This window comes from Streptomyces sp. NPDC052236 (genome assembly GCF_044548015.1).
Classification (GTDB): Bacteria; Actinomycetota; Actinomycetes; order Streptomycetales; family Streptomycetaceae; genus Streptomyces.
Window position 1 is genome coordinate 1 of record NZ_JBIUBL010000057.1, and the last position, 18,206, is coordinate 18,206.

An 18,206-nucleotide genomic window follows, 5' to 3' on the forward strand; every position below is an offset into this window, starting at 1 on the left:
AGATCACCACGCGTCACCCGATACATCTACCGCTTCGCGGCCACCCGACGGGCCGCATTTGACCGAACAGTGATCTGAACCTGGAACAGGCCCTAGACCGAGCTGTCGTTGGGTGTGCTGCACTGGCCGACTTGGCCGGTGGGCGTGTACGGGCGTCCGTCCAGGGTGGTGTCCGAATGGCAGAGGATGGTGCCGGTGTTGCAGTCGATGACGAAGGTGCGCAGGAACTGCACCGTGCATCCGTTGAGTTGTGCGGTGATGGAGAACTGGTCGGCGGTCCACGACTTGCTGGTGATGTGGAAGGTTTCCAGGTACAGGGCCACGTAGAGGTTGCCGCTGGCGAGGTCTGCGGCTGTGACGGGGGCGGAGACGGTCAGTGTCTCGACGTGGCCGACGGGGGCGTTCGGCGTCACGTTGTCGAAGCCTGTCAGTGTGGTGTTGCGATACAGCCGCAGTGAGCCGACTTGGGCCTGGCCCGCGCCTGGTCCGTTCTGGGTGACGCGTGCGGAGGCGGTGAGTGTTCCGGTGGCTCCTGCGCAGTTGGGCGGGGTGGCGGTGATGCGGCCGACGGCTGTGCGGTAGACCTGGGTGCCGTCGCCGGCGGAGCCGTTCGGGTCGGCGGGGTAGGTGAGGGCGCCTCCGGACCACAGGGCGGCGTGCGAACCCGGCACGTCCGGGAACCTCGCCTCCAGTCCGAGAGTGGCGACAGTGTCGTCCACGATCGTGAGCGTGACCGGGGTCGCGGTGCTGGTGTCGCACAGCAGCAGCGTCGAGGTGCTGCGGCACGGCGGCGGGCACGAAGAGGCGCACGGCGTCCGGCCGCCGTACGGTGCGCAGGGAACAGGGGTGTTACACATGTACGCCTCCTGGCGTCGCTGGCAGCGGGGTGACCCGGCCGCACTCCTGATTCGGCACTAGGGCGCGTATCGAGTCGTGATCAATGGACGGTCCGGGTGAGGTCTTTGATCCAGATCATCGAGGCGCGCAGGTGGAGGCCGGCGAGGTAGCTATCTGGGATCTTGTCGTATCGGGTGGCGACGCCTCGCCAGGCCTTGAGCTTGTTGATCAGGCGCTCGACGGTGTTCCGCTCCTTGTAGAGGTCGGCGTCGTGGCTGACGGGCCGACCGCCCCCGGAGCCCTTCTTCCTCCGGTTGGCGGCCTGGTCCTTCTTCTCCGGGATCACTGCCTTGATGCCGCGTCTGCGCAGGTGGGCCCGGTTGCTGCGGGACGAGTAGGCCTTGTCCCCGGCGACCGCGTCTGGCCGGGTGCGGGGACGGCCGGCGGGACCGCGGACCCGTATCTTCCCCAGCACGGGGATGAACTGCGGGCTGTCCGCGGCCTGGCCCGCGGTCAGCACGAACGCCGGCGGGCGGCATTTGCGGTCGGCGGCGAGGTGGACCTTGCTTGTCTGCCCGCCCCTGGAGCGTCCCAGAAGAGCAGCCTTCAGCCGGAGTTTTCGCCGACGCCGGATGCGTCGGCGCTCCTCCCGCCCGGGATCGGTCCCGGCGTCCTGCCCGTTCTGTTCTTCGAGGCTGCCCCCTTTGACCTGGCTTTCTCCGCATCGGCGGCAGCCTTCTCCAGGGCGGTGAGGACGTCCTCGCCCAGGTGCATCCCGGCAGCATCGTGGTGAGCGCGCGCGGTGGTGGAGTCGACGCTGACCAAGGACAGGTCCACCTCACCCCGCTTCGCGGCTTCCGCGATCAGCCCCTCCAGCAGGGCCTCGAAGACACCGGCGTCACGCCACTGCCGGAAGCGGTTGTGGACGGTCGACCAGGCGCCGAACTCCTCCGGCATCTCCCGCCACTGTCCGCCGGTCCTGAACCGCCAGATCACACCCTCGAACTGCTGCCGCAGCCGCTCGGGGTACGGGCCGTACTCGCCGATCGGCAGGTACGGCCCGATGAACTCCCACTCGTCATCGGTCAGTTGCGCTCGCGTCACGCAAGAAGACCTACCGGTCCAGACCCCGCCGCGAGGGCGAATCCCACAAATTGATCACGACCCGATACGCGCCCTAGCTCGACGTGCTGTTGGGTGTGCTGCACTGGCCGACTTGGCCGGTGGGCGTGTACGGGCGTCCGTCCAGGGTGGTGTCCGAATGGCAGAGGATGGTGCCGGTGTTGCAGTCGATGACGAAGGTGCGCAGGAACTGCACGGCGCATCCGTTGAGTTGTGCGGTGATGGAGAACTGGTCGGCGGTCCACGACTTGCTGGTGACGTGGAAGGTTTCCAGGGCCAGGGCCACGTAGAGGTCGCCGCTGGCGAGGTCTGCCGCTGTGACGGGGGCGGAGACGGTCAGTGTCTCGACGTGGCCGACGGGGGCGTTCCGCAGCACGTTGTCCTCGGCGATGGTTGTGGTGTTGCGCCACAGCGACAGCCAACCGTCTTGGAGTACGCCCGCACCTGGTCCGTTCAGGGTGACGCGTGTGGAGACGGAGAGGGTTCCGGTGGCTCCTTCGCAGTTGGACGGGGTGGCGGTGATGCGGCCGACGGCAGTGCGGTAGACCTGGCCGTTGTCGCCGGCGGAGGCGTTCGGGTCGGCCGGGTAGGTGAGGGCACCGCCGGACCACAGGGCGGCATGCGAACCCGCCAGGTCCGGGTTGCCCCGCCCGAGGCCAATCGTGGTGACAGAGTCGTCGACGACCGTGAGCCTGACCGGGGTTGGGGTGGTGCTGGTGTCGCACAGCAGCAGCGTCGAGGTGCTGCGGCACGGCGGCGGGCACGAAGAGGCGCACGGCGTCCGGCCGCCGTACGGTGCGCAGGGAACAGGGGTGTTACACATGTAGGCCTCCGGGCTTGTGTGGCGGCGGGGATGACCCGGCCGTCTTTCGGTGTGGCTGTGGGCGGACTTCAGTTCCGCTGCGACTGCCCGAGCCGTGCTTGTGCCGGGACCCTGCCGCAGCAACCGTGACGGTCTGGCACCCCGGCTCGCCCGGTAGGACGCGTTTGCTTTTCCTCACCGGGGGCTCGACCACTGGGGCGCAAACCGCCCCGCCGGGGGATTACCCAATTGGCATAATCAATAGTGAAAATTGACCCCGTTAGGGTGATAAGCGGGATTTTCACATAAGCCGCGATGCATCGGCGCGCCATCCCGCCGGCCCTCGTTCATTCCGTGTGTTCGCAGGCCAGAGGCGTGGGGGCTTGGGTTGCGCGGTTGATACGGCGCGAAGCAGGATAACTGATCGTTTCAGAATGAGTTGAGCTGCGGGTCTTGTGCTCGACGATCCTGGTCGGCAGTGTGTCCGGATGCGTGCTGATCTTGTTCCTGACGACCTGTGGGACTGAACTGGACGGACCGAGACCGCGTGGGTAACAAGCACACGAAGCTCCGAACGGCCAGGCCGAAACGGCCACTTGGCACATCAGGGTTTGTATGTAGATCCGACTTACCACCCTATCGGGTTCGATTTCCACTATTGCCTCACCCATTTGGGTAACTACCCGGCGTGGCGAATTGCGCCCCAGCGATCAAGCCCTCACGAGGCAGGGCAGAAGGTCACCTCGGCCGGGCTAGAACGCTGGTCCACCACGGCCGCCGCAGCAGGGTCCTGGCATAGGCAGAACTCGGGCAGCCGTAGCGGAACTGAAGTCCGCCTACAACCACGCCAAAGGAGTGATGTGTCATGCCACCACGCCCGACACGATTCAAAAACAGCGACTGTATCGCGCTGGTCGGAGAGGCGACCCCGCCGGAGCCACTGCAGGCCGACCTGATCATCGACCCGGACGAGTGCAACGCGGCGACGTGCACCCAGCAGGGCCTGCGTGTCCCGAAGACCCACGTCACCGGAACCTCCGGCCCGAGCCCCAACGCCAACGAGACGATCGGCGTTGTCGTGACACCCCCGGCCGCCGACGACTGCCCGCAGACCTACACGGTCAGCGCGCACGCGATTCTCGACCCGGACGAGTGCAACGCACTGACCTCCACCGAGCAGGGCCTGCGTGTCACGGAGACCCATGTCACCGGAACCTCCGGCCCGGCGCCGGGCCGCATCGCCGACGCCTGGCAGTCGATCGATGTCGTCGTGGCACCCCCGGCCGCGGTTGACTGCCCGCGCAATTACACCGTCAGGGCGTACCTGACACCCCAGCGCGGCGAGGCCGGCCCGGTCGGTTCCGTGGACCTCGGGCCGACCCGCACAAGCAACACGTGGGCGAACACAGCACTGCAGGTCACGCTTCCCGCACCCGGCGTGTACCTGGTGATCGGTGATGTCGACACGACCATCTGCGCAACCCTCGACTCCGGGAGTGCCACGAACTTGTGGACCGAGGTCCGCCTGATCGACGTGAACTCCGGAACCGTCGAACTCCAACCCCGCGGATCGACCCAGCACCAGTTCACGTCCGACGCTCGACTCCAGCACTGCGAGCACGGCCCGACCTCCTTGTCCGGACTTGTCACCGTGTCCCCGGGGCAAGGGTCGAAGACGGTCCGGGTGCAAGCGATCCTGAGCGGTGGCGGCCCTGGTGACGGCCTCGCCAACGGGGCCACACTCCAAAAGTCGACCTTCCACGGACCGCGTTCGTACCTGACGTACGTGAAGGTCGCAGACTAGTACTCCAGCCGTAGATCGTGATCTTCATGTTTGGGCGGCTTGTCGCTGGTAGTGGCTGGCCTGGGATCGGGCTTGGTGGCGGCGTCGCCAGGCGGACCAGCCCAGCCGGTGGGCAACGTCGTGGACGGGTTGGATGACCAGGGCGATGAAAAGGCGCTGGATCTCGTTGCAGGTGAGCGGTATGAGGGCGTCTCATGCAGGACGGCGGGTGTGCTCGTCTGCTCGGACGATGGCGAGGAAGGCGTGCGCGAGCATGCCCAGGGTGACCCAGCGGGACCAGGACGCGTAGCGGCGGACCTGATGCTCGTCCAGGGCGGCCAGGCCCTTTCCGGATTGGAAGAACTCCTCTACTCGCCATCTTGATCCAGCGACTCGCACCAGCGTGGTCAGCGGCACCGGTGTGGGCGAGTAGCAGCGGTAGTAGGCGAGTTCGCCGGTGCTGCGGTTGCGGCGGATCAGCAGTTGGCGACTGCCGGGCCTTGGGTCGGCGAGGTCGATGACGGCCCAGTCGTAGAAGCGATGGCCCTTGGCTCCGGCCCCGGCGGAGAGCTTCTGCCAGGCCCGTTTGGGCACCTTCTTGGCCAGCGTGTCCGCACGGAACTTCCCCGCGCCGGTGGTGACTTCGTGCGAGCAGGCCACCGCGAGGATGTAGCCGGTGCCGCGTTTCTCCAGTGCGTCTCGCAGCTTGGGGTTGCCGCCGTAGACCTCGTCGCCCGCGACCCATGCGGCCTAATGGCCGGCGTCCAGGAACCGGGCGACCATGCGGGCGGCCAGCTCCGGTTTGGTGGCGAAGGGAGTCTCCCCGCCAAGCCCGGCGGCGCGGCAGCGGTCGGGGTCGGAGGTCCAGGAGCGCGGGACGTACAGTTCCCGGTCCACTGCCGCGTGCCCGCGCCGGCCGGCGTAGACCAGGTAGACGGCGACCTGGGCGTTCTCGATCCTGCCCGCGGTGCCGGTGTACTGGCGCTGGACGCCGACCGTGCCGGTGCCCTTCTTCACGTCCCCGGTCTCGTCGACCACCAGCACCGCCTGGTCGTCGTGCAGGTGCTCCACCACGTACTCGCGCAGGTCGTCGCGTACCTGGTCGGCTTCCCACTTGGCCCGCCCCAGCAGGTGCTGCATGCCGTCCGGGGTGGCCTCCCCGGCCCACTCGGCGATGGTCCAGCAGTTCTTGCGCGGCAGGTCCGACAGCAGCCCGAGCACCAACTGCCTCGCTCGACGCCGGGGTTCGACCCGCGCAAACCGCCCCGCTATCCGGCTCATCAGGCCCTCGAACGCCTCCTGCCAGCGGGCAGGGTCTACGCTGTGACCTGCGGCCACCGCATGATCTTCAGTCTTCACACACCGATGATCAACGGTGGCCGCACCCGTCCCACAGCGCGTCAGGGTCGCGCAGCGTCCGCCTGCCGTCCCGTGTCAGGAGGACATGTGCAACGTGGCGAAGTCTGGTGGGTCGAGTTCGACGAGCGGCGGCTGGTCGTACTGCTGTCGGGAGACGACGCGTCCGGGATCCGGGTGATGCAGGTCGTCGCTCCGGCGGGCGTCGACATCAGCGGTCTGGGCGTCGAAGTGGCAGTGGGAGCCGTGGAAGGACTGCCCTTTGAAGGCGTGCTGCGGTTCGCGTTCCCGCGTCCAGGCTTTACCCCTTGCACGTGGCTGACCACCGTGTCCCGAGGCGACCTGATCGAGCGGGCGGGCGCCCTGTCCTCAGCGAAGCTCAGCGAGATCGAGGATGCCCTCCGACTCGGTGAACAGGAGAAGGAGTGGACCCCGGCGACGACCGCGAAGCTCAGCGAGATGAGGGACGCCCTCCGTCTCGGCGGACTCGCGTAGGCCGAGAAGGAACGGACGCCCCCGATGGCGTGGTCGATCTCGTCCAGACGATCGACGCTGGCCACCTGTCTCCTCGGCGCCCCTCACCATCGAGATCACGATCTACGGCTGGAGTACTAAAAGGAGAAGCGAAGGGGAACAAGAAGGACAACTGGGACCGCCTTTCCTCCGTGGCTCCATTGATCTCCGGACTCATGATTGCAACAATTGGTGGATGGGCCACATTTACGGTATCGAAGCACCAAAGGGCAAGTGAGGCTACGCGCGCTGAGCGGGAACTCACTGTGCAGCGTAGCTCAACAATCCCCCCACTCATCCCCTATCTTGGCTCCGATAAGGAGCAAGAAAAGAGAGCGGCTCTCCTAGCAATTGATGCCCTAGGTGATCCAAACTTGGCAGCTAAGCTCGCAGAAATCTTCGGTGGCGAAGGAAGTAAATCTGCACTTTCTCACATTGCCGCACGATCGCCACGCGAGGTAGCAGTCGTCGCGGAGAAATCACTAGACACCCTATTCCATTCCCTGAAGTCTTCCATTGTGCGTCTTATTGTCGATGATCAACCTGCCGCTTCCGGATTTTTCGTCGCTCCGGGACGTGTCCTCACTACGGCGCACGCACTCCGAACGGCAGATGCACGGGCGGAGGTGCAGCTCAACACCGGGGAAAAATTGAATGCGATGGTCGTGGCGTGGGATAACGATACCGATCTGGCTTTGCTCGAAACTGGCCGTCAAGACTTGCCTGCGCTCACGCTTCAAGCGCCAGGCCGCTCCGAAGAAGAGGTCGCCGCGATAATCGGCGAGGAAATCACCGCGATCGGCTATGTTGGATCATCTCCTGAACCACAGGTTCGCGTGGGCCTCATCACGGACATTAAGGTGAGAGTCCGCGGTTTTTCTGGTGACGCAATGATCACGACGAAGCTTGATACTGCATATGGTTTCAGCAGTAGCCCGGCAGTAAACGCCAAGGGTCATGTCATCGGCGTTGTTCGACTGTATAGCTCGGGTGGGTACAACCTCCTGATCTCCGCTGATTCGGTGCTTAGATTCTTGGATGGGCTGGGAGTCGTTGTGAGCGTGTCTCGTTGAGCTCTCTCTCGCTACTTTCAAGGGGGCATGTGCCGCTGCAGGCCACAGGATGGAAATATTGCATTTCCAGGAGTGCTAGCGGCGAGCAATACTCCGTCGCGCCGAATGCTTTGCATTGCGTCACTCTCCGTGACCGCGTGGCAGTGACAGCCCGACACCCACACCTGGGCCAGGGGTGAAGCCGCAGATTCAGTGTAAGGAAAGTGATCTCGACCTCTACCGGTGGTCGACTCGGATGACTCCGTGGTTATTGGTCTGTTCGGTGGACTTCATCACTCATTCAATCGGTCCCAGCGCGCGTCCTAATTGTTATTGGCGCAGCCTGCTCCAATAATGTCAGGCATGTCAAATGGTGATGACGACCTCCTTCATAGCAAGACGGCCCTCTCATGGGCTGCCGGTTGCTCCACCTTTGCGGCGGTCGGCGGGCACATCGCAATCAATTGGCTGCCATGGGAACCGGTGATCGGTGCAGTCATCTCGATTGTCGCCTTGGCGGCATTCGCAGGCCTCTATGTGGCGTCACGGAGGGCGAGAATCGCGGTGGCTTCGAGCTTCCTGCTCACTTTCCTCATCACCTTCTCTTATGTTCTCACGGTCGATGATTTCGCGGAATCAATTAAAGGCAATATGCTGGTTGATGATTTCCGCAACATTGTAACGATCATCGTCGGGTTTTACTTTGGCAGCGAGGCGGCGGTAGGAGTAGCCAAGGCAATCGGCACCTCCCGCATGCCATCTAGCACTCCACAGGATGTGAGAAAAGCGGACCGTGACCTTAGCACTCCTGCGGCTACATCCAACGAGCAGGAGACCTGATCGACAGCTTCCCCGTCAATCCAGCGCCTTCCAGCTCCGCAGCACGAGGCATCAGGGATGAGGCAGCCGCTTATTCGATGGCTTCTTGTTGGACAACGAGGATCTGCCGCTGCACCATTCTCCACGAGGCAGATTATCAAAAGAGTCCATCAGAGTGCTGGCGGTGAGCAATACTCCAACACGCCGAATGCTGCACAATCGCGTCACTTCCGTAACTGCTCGGCGCCTCACCTCTAAAGTCGGCATGAGCAGCAATGTCGCGATGCGCCGTGCTGCCGCCCTCTACGACGAGCACCAGGTCGACTGCGTGGTTGTCGAGGCCAACAAAGGCGGCGAGTACCTCCCCGGCCCCCGCAACAGTCCGCCCGGGCTGCCCCCGTCTCGATGCTGCCGCGAGCAGTCCCGATATCACCCACGCCGGTCCGCCGCGCACCTTCGCGGTGCTCGAGGAGCAGATGACGACGTACGTCGGAGCCTTCGAACACGAGGCTGGGCATCAAGGCACGGCCTGCTCGGAACACCACGCTGATGGAGCTCTCCGCCGAACTCCCCGCCGTTGTCCTCAGCCGCCTCCTCGGACTGCACATCAACCGGGCCGAGAAGTGGACCAAGGAGGCTGGCTCCACACGAGCTGACTATGCCGCTGAGCTCTCCCGCCGCAAGGCTGCCCGCAAGTCCCAATAGTCGCTGTCCCGCGCTGTGGGGCACCCCTTCCGTGAGTATGATCCTTTGGAGTGGACGCCCTGACAATGGATCTTGACGGTCCAGGGAGGGATGTCCAGGTGGGACGCAAGTCTCCGTATCCGGAGGAGTTCAGGAAGGATGCCGTCGCGCTCTACCGCGGCCGGCAAGCGGACGTACGCGGCGGTGGCCGCGGATCTCGGCATCACCGCGGAGTCGCTTCGGACGTGGGTCCGCAAGGACGACTCACAGGCCGTGCCCGGACCCCGTGACGAGGGCGGGAGCGAGGCGGAGGAGCTGGCCCGACTGCGGGCGGAGAACGCCCGGCTACTGAAGGCGGAGAAGGAGTGGCACCTGGAGCGCGAGATCCTGCGCCGGGCAGCCGCCTATTTCGCTCGGGAGGTGAAGTGAGCCCCCGCCGCTGGGACTTCATCTCCGAGAACCGCGCCGGCTTCGGCGTGCAGCGGATCTGCCGGGTGCTCGGGGCATCCCGCGCCGGCTACTACCGGCATCTGGCCACCGAGCAGGCCCGCGCCGAGCGCCAGGCAGAGGAGAAGCGGACCGTGAGCGAGATCCGCGCCATCCACGCCGAGCACCAGGGCGCCTACGGCGCCCCGCGCGTCCAAGCCGAGCTGCGTGCGAGGGGATGGAGGATCAACCGCAAGCGCGTAACCCGGCTGATGCGGATCAACCACATCGTCGGGCGGCACCTGCGGAAGAGGAAGCGGACGACGATCGCGGACAGGACCGCGCCGCCCGCGCCGGACCTGGTGACGCGCGACTTCACCGCGGACACGCTGAACACCAGGTGGTGCGGCGACTTCACTTACATAGCCGCCGGCGCGAAGTGGCTCTACCTCGCCACGGTGATCGACATCTGTTCGAGGAGGGTGGTGGGCTGGTCGATCGCCGACCACATGCGCACCTCGCTGGTCACCGACGCGATCGAGATGGCCGTGGCCACCCGCGGCGGCCGGGTTCGCGGCGTCGTTTTCCACACCGACAGGGGCGCCCAGTACAGTGCGGCCGCCTTCGCCGAAGTGTGCCGCCGGCACGGCATTCGGCGCAGCATGGGCCGGGTCGGTTCAAGCTATGACAATGCCCTCGCCGAGTCGTTCTTCCAGGGCCTCAAGCGCGAGTTGCTCCATGGGAGGCGCTGGACCTCGGCACAGACGCGGCTCGAGCTGTTCCGCTGCTGTCGTACTACAACCGGCGCCATCGGCATTCCGCGCTCGGCTATCTCACACCAGCCGAGTTCGAACAGCAACTGATCACGTCACGTACGCTCTCACTCGTCGCGTGAAACCCGGTGTCCACTCCCGGGGATCAACCTCACTGTAACGCCGCCCCTCCAGATCGCACACGAGCACCGCGTGGCTCCTTCCAAGGCCCCGCTCGCATTTCTTGGGATTGGCGACTTGGTGTCCTGCATTCGTGGTCGGATCTCCCTAATCACTCGCCCAGATGCGACGCGGATGCGCTGAAGCTAGTTTGGATATGTGGGAGCTTCACTCACAACGCTGGTAGAGCGGCGACCCCGGCGGGCGCTTCGGTCCTGGTGAAACGGGACCAACTGGCAACACGCCCGTTTCGAGGCAGCCTCAACCGAGGAAGGTGTCGCGTTATGGCAGAGAAATTGTCACGGGCCTGGACGGCGGATGAGGCTGCCGAATATCGGCGATCACGCGGTCCGGACCAGACGGGCGAGGCGGTCCCGATGGATCGGACGGCGGAGGTCTCCAGCGGTGAGGACCACCGTCCCGGCATGGAGAGCGACTACGCCGGCGACGACGGTCGCGGTGACGACCCCACGCCGCAGGAGGGATGACCGTGGGACTCTACTTCCAGAACAGCACGTCGACGGCTGTTTGGGTTGCTTACGCTTATTCAAACAGCGACTGCGCGTCGGAGGGTGACCCGTGGTCGAAGAAAGGATGGTTCAGGATCGCTCCGAACACAGAGGTGAAGGTGCGTTCCGGCCCGGTCAACGGGGCGAAGTACTTCTTTTTCGCGGAGAATCAGGACAGAAGTCGGAGCTGGAGTGGCGGATTCACCACCCAACTTCCAGACCGGGCATTCGACTGGTGCTGGACCACGGGCAGCAGCGATTCCCGACTGCTCGGCATGAAAAAGATAATCGCGCCGGTGACCTCGATCGACCATACGATCAACCTCACCTGACCCAAAGGCCGGGGGCCCGAGGCTATCGGCTTCGGGCCCCCGGCCTTTGGTGGGCAGCGAAGGTGCTTACCGATGCCGGATTGTCGGGCCTGGTCGAACCCCGCCTCTGCCTGTTCAGTTCGGTCGAGGGGCTGGACAAAGTCCCAGCCTGCCTTCTTCAAGCTCGCACGGGAGCGCGCCGCTGTCCCCGTCGCCCACTGCCTGTTCGTGGGTGAGAGCGCGGCAGAGAGGGCGGTGGCAACCTCGGCCGGTTTCCGGGTATCGCCCCACCCACTGCATACGCTGCACCTCGCTCGGGAAGGAATAGCGTCATGCCCAACCAACAAGCCGCAGACAATGGTCTGAGCAGCTTCTCGTTGCACACATTCGACGAGTTGTCGTCCCGCACCATCGCGCAACTGCAGGAGGAGCAAGCTGCACGTCCCAGCGTCAGGCCGGAGGGGCTCGAAAGTGAGCGCGACCTCGATCCCGAGATGGCGGCGCGTCGCTACCTCGACCAGGCCCTGGCAAGCGCGATGGTGCCGTCCTTCAATGCTCCGGTGGCGAACGGAGTCACCAGCCGATTCAAGACGATCGGCACGGAGACAATCCCGCTCACCGACACCCGCACGGTGAAGTTCCGTCAGACACTGAACGACATCCCGGTCTACGGCTCACTGGTGACCGTAGAACTCGACAAGGCCAACGATCTGATCGGCATCGACTCAGCTCTCGGCGAGCCCCAGGAGGTTGACCCGGTCGCCACCGTCTCGGCGGGCGACGCCCTGGCAGCGGCCGCCACCGCGCCGCATGGTTATGTACCCGTCCTGGCCGGTGTGGTTCCTCGCCTGAACCACTACTTCGACGCTACCGCGTCTCGCTGGCGGCTCGTGTACATCCTCGAAGACGTGCCGGTGACCCTGGACCACACGGTTGAGCTTCAGTTGGGCCAGGAAAGCAAATTCGAGCCGCCCCGGTTCGTCGACTACGTGGTGGACGCTCACGACGGGCAAGTCGTATCCATCTTGCCGCGCACACCCAGCATGACCACTGGTGAAGAGCAGACGGCGACCGACAGCTTCGACGTCAAGCGCACCTTCCTCGTCTCACGGCAAGGCGAAAGCCTGGTGATGAACGACCCCATCCACAACGTGCAAACCTTCGGCTTCAGCTTCGGTGACCCCTCCGTCCACCGTGATCGGCTGCCGGGTGCCCTCATCACGAATCCGCCGACCTGGACACCAAGCGCCGTCAGCGCCCACGCCAACGCCGTCGCGGTATCCGAGTTTCTGCGCAATGTGCTGCGACGGGACAACATTGACGGACGAGGTGGTCCCATGCGGTCGACCATCAACTGCGTCGTCGCCGACAGCAGTCCCGGCCCCAAGCAATGGAACAATGCCTTCTGGGATGGCCGGCAGATGGTCTACGGCCAAGTGCTGCGTGGAGACGAACTACGCTCTCTGTCCGCCAATATTGATGTGGTGGCGCACGAAATGTTCCACGGTGTCACGGACCACACCTCACGTCTGGAGTACGCATTCCAGTCGGGTGCCCTCAACGAGTCCTACTCCGACATCTTCGGAACGATCGTCGCCAACTCGGGGAAGGAGGATCCCCGCACCTGGGACTGGCTGCTGGGTGAGAACCTCCTGCCCGGGGACAAGCCGTTCCGTGACCTGTCGGACCCGCCTCGATTCAGGCAGCCGGCACACATGGATCAGTTCCGCGTGCTGCCCAATACCCAGGCTGGTGATTGGGGCGGGGTGCACGTCAACAGCGGGATCCACAACAAGGCGGCCTTCCACTTGTTCACCGCACAGGCCGACGATGGCTCACTCAAACTGAGCCCAGCTGAGGTGGCGGCCATGTTCTATCTGGCCCTCACGCAGCGGCTATCGCGAACCTCGCAGTTCACAGACAGCCGACGCGCGGTCGTGGCCAGCGCGCGGACTCTCTTCCGAGCACTGCCCGCAAACCAGCTGACCTTCAAGGTCGCCGCAGTCGAAGCGGCCTTCGCTGCGGTCGGGATCCTTCGCGGCACGTTCTCTATTGAGGTACAGAAGAACCCGGCGACGTCCTCCAGCGTCGCCGACGACCGCCAGTCCAGCCCCCGACCGCCCAGGTAGACGAACCAGTCGACGCGCTGCACCCGCATGAAACCTCCCGCTCATCCGTGGTGGATGACGGAAGCACAAAGGAGGCTTCACCCGTACGTGCTGCACGTCCTGGACGGTGCCTCAGCGACTCCCAATAACCATCCCGAGCCGGTGCGTGTCTGTACGCCGCAGCGCGATCAGATCGCGGTCGTCATCGTCGAGGATCATGGCTGCCGCTCCGGACAGAGGCCGCCGCGTCCCGGATGATCCGAACGCCTGGTTCGCGTGACGGATCGGAGCGCGGTCGGCCAGCACTCGGTTCACGGCCGGCCAAGTGGCGGGTGATCACCGGATGTGAAACAGCTTCTGATCGCGGACGGAACGCTCGTCCCGACCCATGACCGGACGGTGGCAGCCCCCTCGAAGAACTACCGTTACTCGATGAATCTCCAGGTGGTGATCAAGGCGGACACCCGTCTGATCTTTACTGTCGGCCACCCGAGCCGGGCAACTGCAAATCGCCTTATAGAGGCGGCCTGCGGCCAGGCATTCGTGGTGGCTGACGGCGGTTATCGGGGAACCACGGCGGACTGCCAATCACCACCAGCTCGCCAAGGGCCTGGCCTACCCCACCTTCTACCGCAAGCTCTTCGTCGACCTGCGCCAGGAGATGACCACAGCGGCGCAGCAAGCCCGGCAGGCCGACACAGACAGGCCTGTGGCACTTGACGAGCAGTCAACGCTCGGCGGTCCTTGCACCCTCGAGCACCCGTCAACTCATCGGACCACCTGGACTTCGACCACGACGCCGATTTGGCCTCGGGACGAGACGGGGTGACTGGCGGTCGACAACAGGTCTCCGGCGTGGATCGCGCCGTCGCCCACGCGATCGACATGGGCGGACACGTCTAGACATCCTTGCCAGTCTTCGGGTATATCCGCATCGATGGAGAAAGGGATGGACGCCATTTCCTCGACGGTCCCGCGGACTTCGGTCTGGAATTCTCCAAGTACGGTGGCAGGAGCGTCAGCCGTACTCACGTCCTGCAACCGTACTCGCAGTGTGGCTGCACCCACGTTGCGAGCCGTGGGCGGAATCCGCACCGTTCCCGCTACGCGCATCTGCCTAGTTCAGCACTGCGTAGCGGGCCTCGACGTCCAGTGGGGCGTTGGTCAGGTTCCGGACTTCGATGAAGTACTTGAGCAGGTTGTTCGACTGCCGGTCCACTTGGACTTTCCATTCCATCTGAGCGTCACCGTCGACCATGGGCCAGGTGGGCACCACTGTCCAATGGACTCTCCAGGCCTCCGGCCAACTGTGTGTGAACCAGCGCTGGGTGGACCCGGCCGGGACTTGCCCGCGGAACTGCACTCCAAGGCGCATCGCGCTCATCCCTTCTCAGCTCATGAAGTCTGGGGCGGGGCCGGCATCCTCCGCGTCACCGTGCTCATCACGAGTTTCGGTAACCTGTGGCGCCTCAACCCGGGGTCGGCCGTTCTCAACTTGGGGTGCCGAGCCGCCGTCATTGGTCTCTGTGGCGGGTGCGCCCATGGTGGTCGGACCCGCCGCCGGAGTGGGGGCCGGACCGCCGTCAGAAGCTTCGTTCACCGGCTGGAGGCTCATGTCCTCCTCCTCTCACAGGGCGTCTGGCGACCAGCCGAGTACGTCGTAACGTGCCTCGATGTCGACCGGACCGGACGTCAGATTGCGTACCGTTATGAAGTACTTCAGCAGCCCTCCCGATTGCCGGGCGACCTGTACCGACCACTCGATCTGAGCAGGACCGTCAACAGCGGGCGCCGTGGGCACCACGCTCCACAGCACGTACCAGGCTGCGGGCCAACTATGGGTGAACCACCGGCGTGCGGACAGGGCCGCAAGCGAGCCGTGGAACTGCACACCGCCGATCTCGGCCTTGGGCTCCAGGTCCTGGTACATGGCCCGGACCGCCGCGCAGTCACCCGGGCTGAGCCCCCCACGCTGACCGATCTGCGCATTCTGACGCGGCGTGATGGTGTCCACCTGATCATTGATCGCGAACGCCCGACGCGGATAGTGCATGATCGAGTTATAGTCGTACGGGCCGACATCGTCGCCGTCGACGATGTGCTGATTGAAGTTGTGGGCGTGCTGCTGGCGGATGTTAGCCCAGTTGATCGTGACAAACGTGTCCCGGTCCTCACGGCTCTGCTCATGCCAGAGACCGACGCTGTGCCCGATCTCGTGGATGGTCGATCCGGTGTCACATCCATCGGCCAGCGTGATGTTTTGCTGGTTCCCTCGCATGCCAACGGGGGAGCTGCAGCCCCCGCCTGGCTGGAATCGGATGAAATTGGTGTCTGCACTGGTTCGCGGCACGAAGCGCAGGCGGGTGTTGCGCTCCCAGTGCGCTATCGCATTCGTCACCCGGGCCTGGTTGGGCAGGTTCGGATCGATTTCGTAGGGAACTCGCCCGTTGGGCCACCGAAACTGTGAGCCCGGAATGATGATTCCCTCCGGGGACACATCGCTCACGGCGGCCTGCCCAATAGTCCTGGGTTCAACGAGGGATAGGACGATATCGCCTTCGAAGATGGGCTCACCGTCGACAATCGTGTACTGGACGGCTTTCGGACCGCGAGTCTGCGTCTCAACGACTCCGGAATAGGCTTCCGACCCGACACGAAATGGGCCGCGTCCCATCACCTGTGAGCCACCTTGATCTTGTTTGTGGGTCATACCCACTCCCAGGCAGGGGAAGGAGCTTACGGGTTTGGCTTCTGAAGGCTCCGTCCAGCTTTGCGCCATGTCGTCCCTGCAGGAAGCCAACTATTCGTAACCGCCTCATCGTTCGAGGTGACCCGAACGGAATCAGCGATCACCAAAAGCTTAATAGAGGTCCTCGGAGCTGTCCTGTTGTGCCTGTGCGACGCCGCCCGGGAGGCGCGCCCTGGCCAGGAACGCCATGCCACGCAGATTTTTCCGCAGCGGCCTGGCCCACGGGGCCGGGCGGCCGTTCCTGGGGGGAGACGGTACGGGAAGCGTTCCCATGGCCCGGGCGACGAGGTGCTTCTCGACCCCGCGGAGGTCGCCCCCTTCTGCGACGGTCCTGCAGGCGTTGTCAACTTATCGAGTGAGTCAGTGAGCTTCTTCAGCGTTGCCGCTCCAGGGTGAGGACAGCCTTGGCGATTGACGTCATGCGGTTCGGACTGCATCGGGATCTACGGAAGATCCGCCAGGACTTCAGGCGGGCGACGCCGCGTTCGACGGGTGCTCTTGCCGCAGCCAGGGCCCGGTTGACGGTTTTCTCGGTGAGGGTGAGTTCCTGCAGGGGCCTGCGTTTGATGCCCGTGGTCAGCCAGGGGCCGCCGCCCTGGTAGGCGAGATCGGCCAGGACGGGCACGCCCTGGCGCTCACAGATGAGGATGATCCTGTGGGTGCGGGCGGCGGTCAGATCGTGAGTGCGGCCCGGCAGCGCGGGTGAGAGCCACAGCAGCCGGCCATCCGGATCGGTGACCACCTGCACGTTCACTCCGTGCCGACGGTGCTTGTGGGAGTAGTCCGCGCGTGAGTCGCCGACCCGGTCGAACTCGGCCAAGGTGCCGTCCAGCAAGGCGAAGTCGGGGTCGGCCTCGCGCAGGACCTTCAGCAGGCCCGGCGCACGCGCGGCAAGCAGGTGGATGACCGCGCTGGTGTAGGCGTGGGCGGTGGACTCGCTGATCCCGAACCCGGCAGCGATCTTCGCCAAGGTGGTGTGTTCACGCAGGTACACCAGTGCCACCATCGCTCGCTGAGACGGGGGGAGCTTGCAGCGCCGGTCACCCTCGCGGGGTGACGACGAGCATGGTCACCCATTCCACGAGCGCATGCGGCAGGTCGAGTGCGGCAGGATAGATGACCAACGAGGCCCGCGAGCAGCGTGGTTGAGACGTCAGACATCTCGATCAACAGCCCAGGGGCCTCGCTCATTGCGGCCCGCGGACCATCACCTGATCGGGGGGCATCTCGAAGAAGCTCATTGACCAGTACACCTCAACAAGATCGTGTTACGAGCTCATAGGCAGTCTTGTTGTCACCTGCGAGGTTGCGCGCCGGATTCGGGGGTGTCGGCCGACTCCATGGTGGTGGGTCGGCGTCCGCCGCAGCAGGCCACCACTACTGTCGCCGTGGAGTTCAGGAAGATTATGAACCAGGACGACCTGTCCACCGCGTCGATGGATCCGGTACGAAGCGGCTCTTCCCCGGCTCGCAGAAGGGATGTCGACGCTGTCGGCCGCGCCATCGATCGTGTGGCCACGCCTCCAGGAGTGGTGCATTCGACGCCGGAAGACGCCCGCGTGCCGGTTGGCCGGGACCAGGCCGTCCCAGACGACGAAGTCAGCCCCGGCGATCAAGGCGTTACGTGCAGGCCCGCATGCCGGAGTCTGTTCGCGGAGCATGGCGATGAGGTCGTCGCGAGTCACACCGCGCCCCGGTGACAGAAAGACCACTGATCGGCTGTGTGTGACAACTCCAGCGCCTCTGTGGTGACAGTCCGGCTGCTTCGACCTGGTTTCTGCGCAGCCTATGCGGTGCCGTCGCTGACAACTACCGAGCCTCGGCACAGTATCGGCGACCCGCACCTTATTCCGCACCCCGAATGCGAGGCCCTGATGAGCAGCCCCTGGCCGCCCCGGCACACTGCCCGCCGACCCGTTCCCCGCGCGGCCGCGCCCCGAGAGCCGGTCGACCCCGCCCGCATCGGCCGGCGCGTGGTGCGGCGCCGCGCGAAGGGAATGACCGCGGCCGCCGTCGCGGCGGCCCTCGAGGTCGCCCGATTCGACGCACGCCAGGACTCCCGCCACGAGCACCTCGCCGACGACGAACGCGGCCGGGCGGAGCTCGCAGAGTGGGAGCGCATGTGCGACATGAGGTCGCTGAAGATGAGAGGAGTTGGGCAGTGAGACGCCAACTCCCCGACCCGTGACCGATGGTCGGTCCC

The 18,206-nt window shown here is 64.9% G+C and carries 14 protein-coding genes and 5 pseudogenes; 12 read left to right on the forward strand and 7 right to left on the reverse strand.

What is annotated here, in order from left to right; genetic code table 11:
- Positions 1-92 precede the first annotated feature (92 nt).
- On the reverse strand, positions 93-719 hold the full coding sequence (locus ACIHCQ_RS43520; protein WP_399674733.1) for a hypothetical protein: 627 nt from the start codon (positions 717-719) through the stop codon (positions 93-95).
- Positions 720-729: 10 nt separating this feature from the next.
- On the opposite strand from ACIHCQ_RS43520, the gene ACIHCQ_RS43525 reads away from it, so the two are divergent.
- A complete protein-coding gene (locus ACIHCQ_RS43525; protein ID WP_399674735.1) occupies positions 730-918 on the forward strand; it encodes a hypothetical protein in 189 nt (62 codons plus the stop codon).
- 19 nt (positions 919-937) lie between these two features.
- Here ACIHCQ_RS43525 and ACIHCQ_RS43530 read toward each other — a convergent pair.
- Positions 938-1,941 (reverse strand): annotated as a pseudogene (locus tag ACIHCQ_RS43530) (IS5 family transposase).
- A gap of 73 nt (positions 1,942-2,014) precedes the next feature.
- Positions 2,015-2,782: a hypothetical protein gene (locus ACIHCQ_RS43535; protein WP_399674736.1), complete on the reverse strand. Its 768-nt coding sequence runs from the start codon at positions 2,780-2,782 to the stop codon at positions 2,015-2,017.
- An 844-nt stretch (positions 2,783-3,626) separates the two neighbouring features.
- Here ACIHCQ_RS43535 and ACIHCQ_RS43540 point away from each other — a divergent pair.
- Entirely contained in the window at positions 3,627-4,565 is a 939-nt protein-coding gene (locus tag ACIHCQ_RS43540) for a hypothetical protein (RefSeq protein ID WP_399674738.1), read from the forward strand.
- A 24-nt stretch (positions 4,566-4,589) separates the two neighbouring features.
- On the opposite strand, the pseudogene ACIHCQ_RS43545 reads toward ACIHCQ_RS43540, so the two are convergent.
- Positions 4,590-5,825: pseudogene (locus ACIHCQ_RS43545) on the reverse strand (IS701 family transposase).
- Between the two features lie 165 nt (positions 5,826-5,990).
- Between ACIHCQ_RS43545 and ACIHCQ_RS43550 the strand changes: the two are divergent.
- The 9 genes and pseudogenes from ACIHCQ_RS43550 to ACIHCQ_RS43590 form a co-directional block, all read left to right on the forward strand.
- A complete protein-coding gene (locus tag ACIHCQ_RS43550; RefSeq protein ID WP_399674740.1) occupies positions 5,991-6,395 on the forward strand; it encodes a type II toxin-antitoxin system PemK/MazF family toxin in 405 nt (134 codons plus the stop codon).
- Between the two features lie 392 nt (positions 6,396-6,787).
- Positions 6,788-7,486, forward strand: a complete 699-nt coding sequence (locus tag ACIHCQ_RS43555; RefSeq protein ID WP_399674742.1) for a serine protease — start codon at positions 6,788-6,790, stop codon at positions 7,484-7,486.
- 342 nt (positions 7,487-7,828) lie between these two features.
- Entirely contained in the window at positions 7,829-8,305 is a 477-nt protein-coding gene (locus ACIHCQ_RS43560; RefSeq protein ID WP_399674744.1) for a hypothetical protein, read from the forward strand.
- Between the two features lie 528 nt (positions 8,306-8,833).
- The gene (locus tag ACIHCQ_RS43565; RefSeq protein ID WP_399674745.1) at positions 8,834-8,989 is read left to right on the forward strand and encodes a hypothetical protein; all 156 of its coding nucleotides are present in this window, start codon (positions 8,834-8,836) and stop codon (positions 8,987-8,989) included.
- Positions 8,990-9,087: 98 nt separating this feature from the next.
- Positions 9,088-10,289, forward strand: a pseudogene (locus ACIHCQ_RS43570) (IS3 family transposase).
- 321 nt (positions 10,290-10,610) lie between these two features.
- Positions 10,611-10,814: a hypothetical protein gene (locus ACIHCQ_RS43575; RefSeq protein ID WP_399674747.1), complete on the forward strand. Its 204-nt coding sequence runs from the start codon at positions 10,611-10,613 to the stop codon at positions 10,812-10,814.
- Positions 10,815-10,816: 2 nt separating this feature from the next.
- Positions 10,817-11,167, forward strand: coding sequence for a DUF1036 domain-containing protein (locus ACIHCQ_RS43580; RefSeq protein WP_399674749.1), 351 nt, complete (start codon positions 10,817-10,819; stop codon positions 11,165-11,167).
- 311 nt (positions 11,168-11,478) lie between these two features.
- Positions 11,479-13,275 (forward strand): M4 family metallopeptidase, encoded by a 1,797-nt coding sequence (locus ACIHCQ_RS43585; RefSeq protein ID WP_399674750.1) that lies wholly within the window; start codon positions 11,479-11,481, stop codon positions 13,273-13,275.
- A 333-nt stretch (positions 13,276-13,608) separates the two neighbouring features.
- A pseudogene (locus ACIHCQ_RS43590) lies at positions 13,609-13,746 on the forward strand (IS5/IS1182 family transposase); the annotation flags it as partial.
- A 276-nt stretch (positions 13,747-14,022) separates the two neighbouring features.
- Here the strand turns inward: ACIHCQ_RS43590 and ACIHCQ_RS43595 are convergent.
- The 3 genes and pseudogenes from ACIHCQ_RS43595 to ACIHCQ_RS43605 all read right to left on the reverse strand — a co-directional run bounded on the left by ACIHCQ_RS43595 (position 14,023) and on the right by ACIHCQ_RS43605 (position 17,127).
- Positions 14,023-14,367: a YbaY family lipoprotein gene (locus tag ACIHCQ_RS43595; protein ID WP_399674752.1), complete on the reverse strand. Its 345-nt coding sequence runs from the start codon at positions 14,365-14,367 to the stop codon at positions 14,023-14,025.
- Positions 14,368-14,881: 514 nt separating this feature from the next.
- Positions 14,882-15,964, reverse strand: coding sequence for a M12 family metallopeptidase (locus tag ACIHCQ_RS43600; RefSeq protein WP_399674754.1), 1,083 nt, complete (start codon positions 15,962-15,964; stop codon positions 14,882-14,884).
- A 412-nt stretch (positions 15,965-16,376) separates the two neighbouring features.
- Positions 16,377-17,127, reverse strand: a pseudogene (locus ACIHCQ_RS43605) (transposase family protein).
- Between the two features lie 750 nt (positions 17,128-17,877).
- Between ACIHCQ_RS43605 and ACIHCQ_RS43610 the strand changes: the two are divergent.
- Complete coding sequence (locus ACIHCQ_RS43610) at positions 17,878-18,168, forward strand: hypothetical protein (RefSeq protein WP_399674755.1); 291 nt, start codon at positions 17,878-17,880, stop codon at positions 18,166-18,168.
- The last annotated feature ends 38 nt before the right edge of the window (positions 18,169-18,206 follow it).

What these genes read in the sequence shown, in the direction of transcription:
- ACIHCQ_RS43565 (WP_399674745.1), top strand. Translation starts at nt 8,834, where the DNA reads ATGGAGCTCTCCGCCGAACTCCCCGCCGTTGTCCTCAGCCGCCTCCTC.
- ACIHCQ_RS43610 (WP_399674755.1), top strand. Translation starts at nt 17,878, where the DNA reads ATGAGCAGCCCCTGGCCGCCCCGGCACACTGCCCGCCGACCCGTTCCC.
- ACIHCQ_RS43595 (WP_399674752.1), bottom strand. Translation starts at nt 14,367, where the DNA reads ATGCGCGTAGCGGGAACGGTGCGGATTCCGCCCACGGCTCGCAACGTG.
- ACIHCQ_RS43585 (WP_399674750.1), top strand. Translation starts at nt 11,479, where the DNA reads ATGCCCAACCAACAAGCCGCAGACAATGGTCTGAGCAGCTTCTCGTTG.
- ACIHCQ_RS43600 (WP_399674754.1), bottom strand. Translation starts at nt 15,964, where the DNA reads ATGACCCACAAACAAGATCAAGGTGGCTCACAGGTGATGGGACGCGGC.
- ACIHCQ_RS43535 (WP_399674736.1), bottom strand. Translation starts at nt 2,782, where the DNA reads ATGTGTAACACCCCTGTTCCCTGCGCACCGTACGGCGGCCGGACGCCG.
- ACIHCQ_RS43540 (WP_399674738.1), top strand. Translation starts at nt 3,627, where the DNA reads ATGCCACCACGCCCGACACGATTCAAAAACAGCGACTGTATCGCGCTG.
- ACIHCQ_RS43560 (WP_399674744.1), top strand. Translation starts at nt 7,829, where the DNA reads ATGTCAAATGGTGATGACGACCTCCTTCATAGCAAGACGGCCCTCTCA.
- ACIHCQ_RS43575 (WP_399674747.1), top strand. Translation starts at nt 10,611, where the DNA reads ATGGCAGAGAAATTGTCACGGGCCTGGACGGCGGATGAGGCTGCCGAA.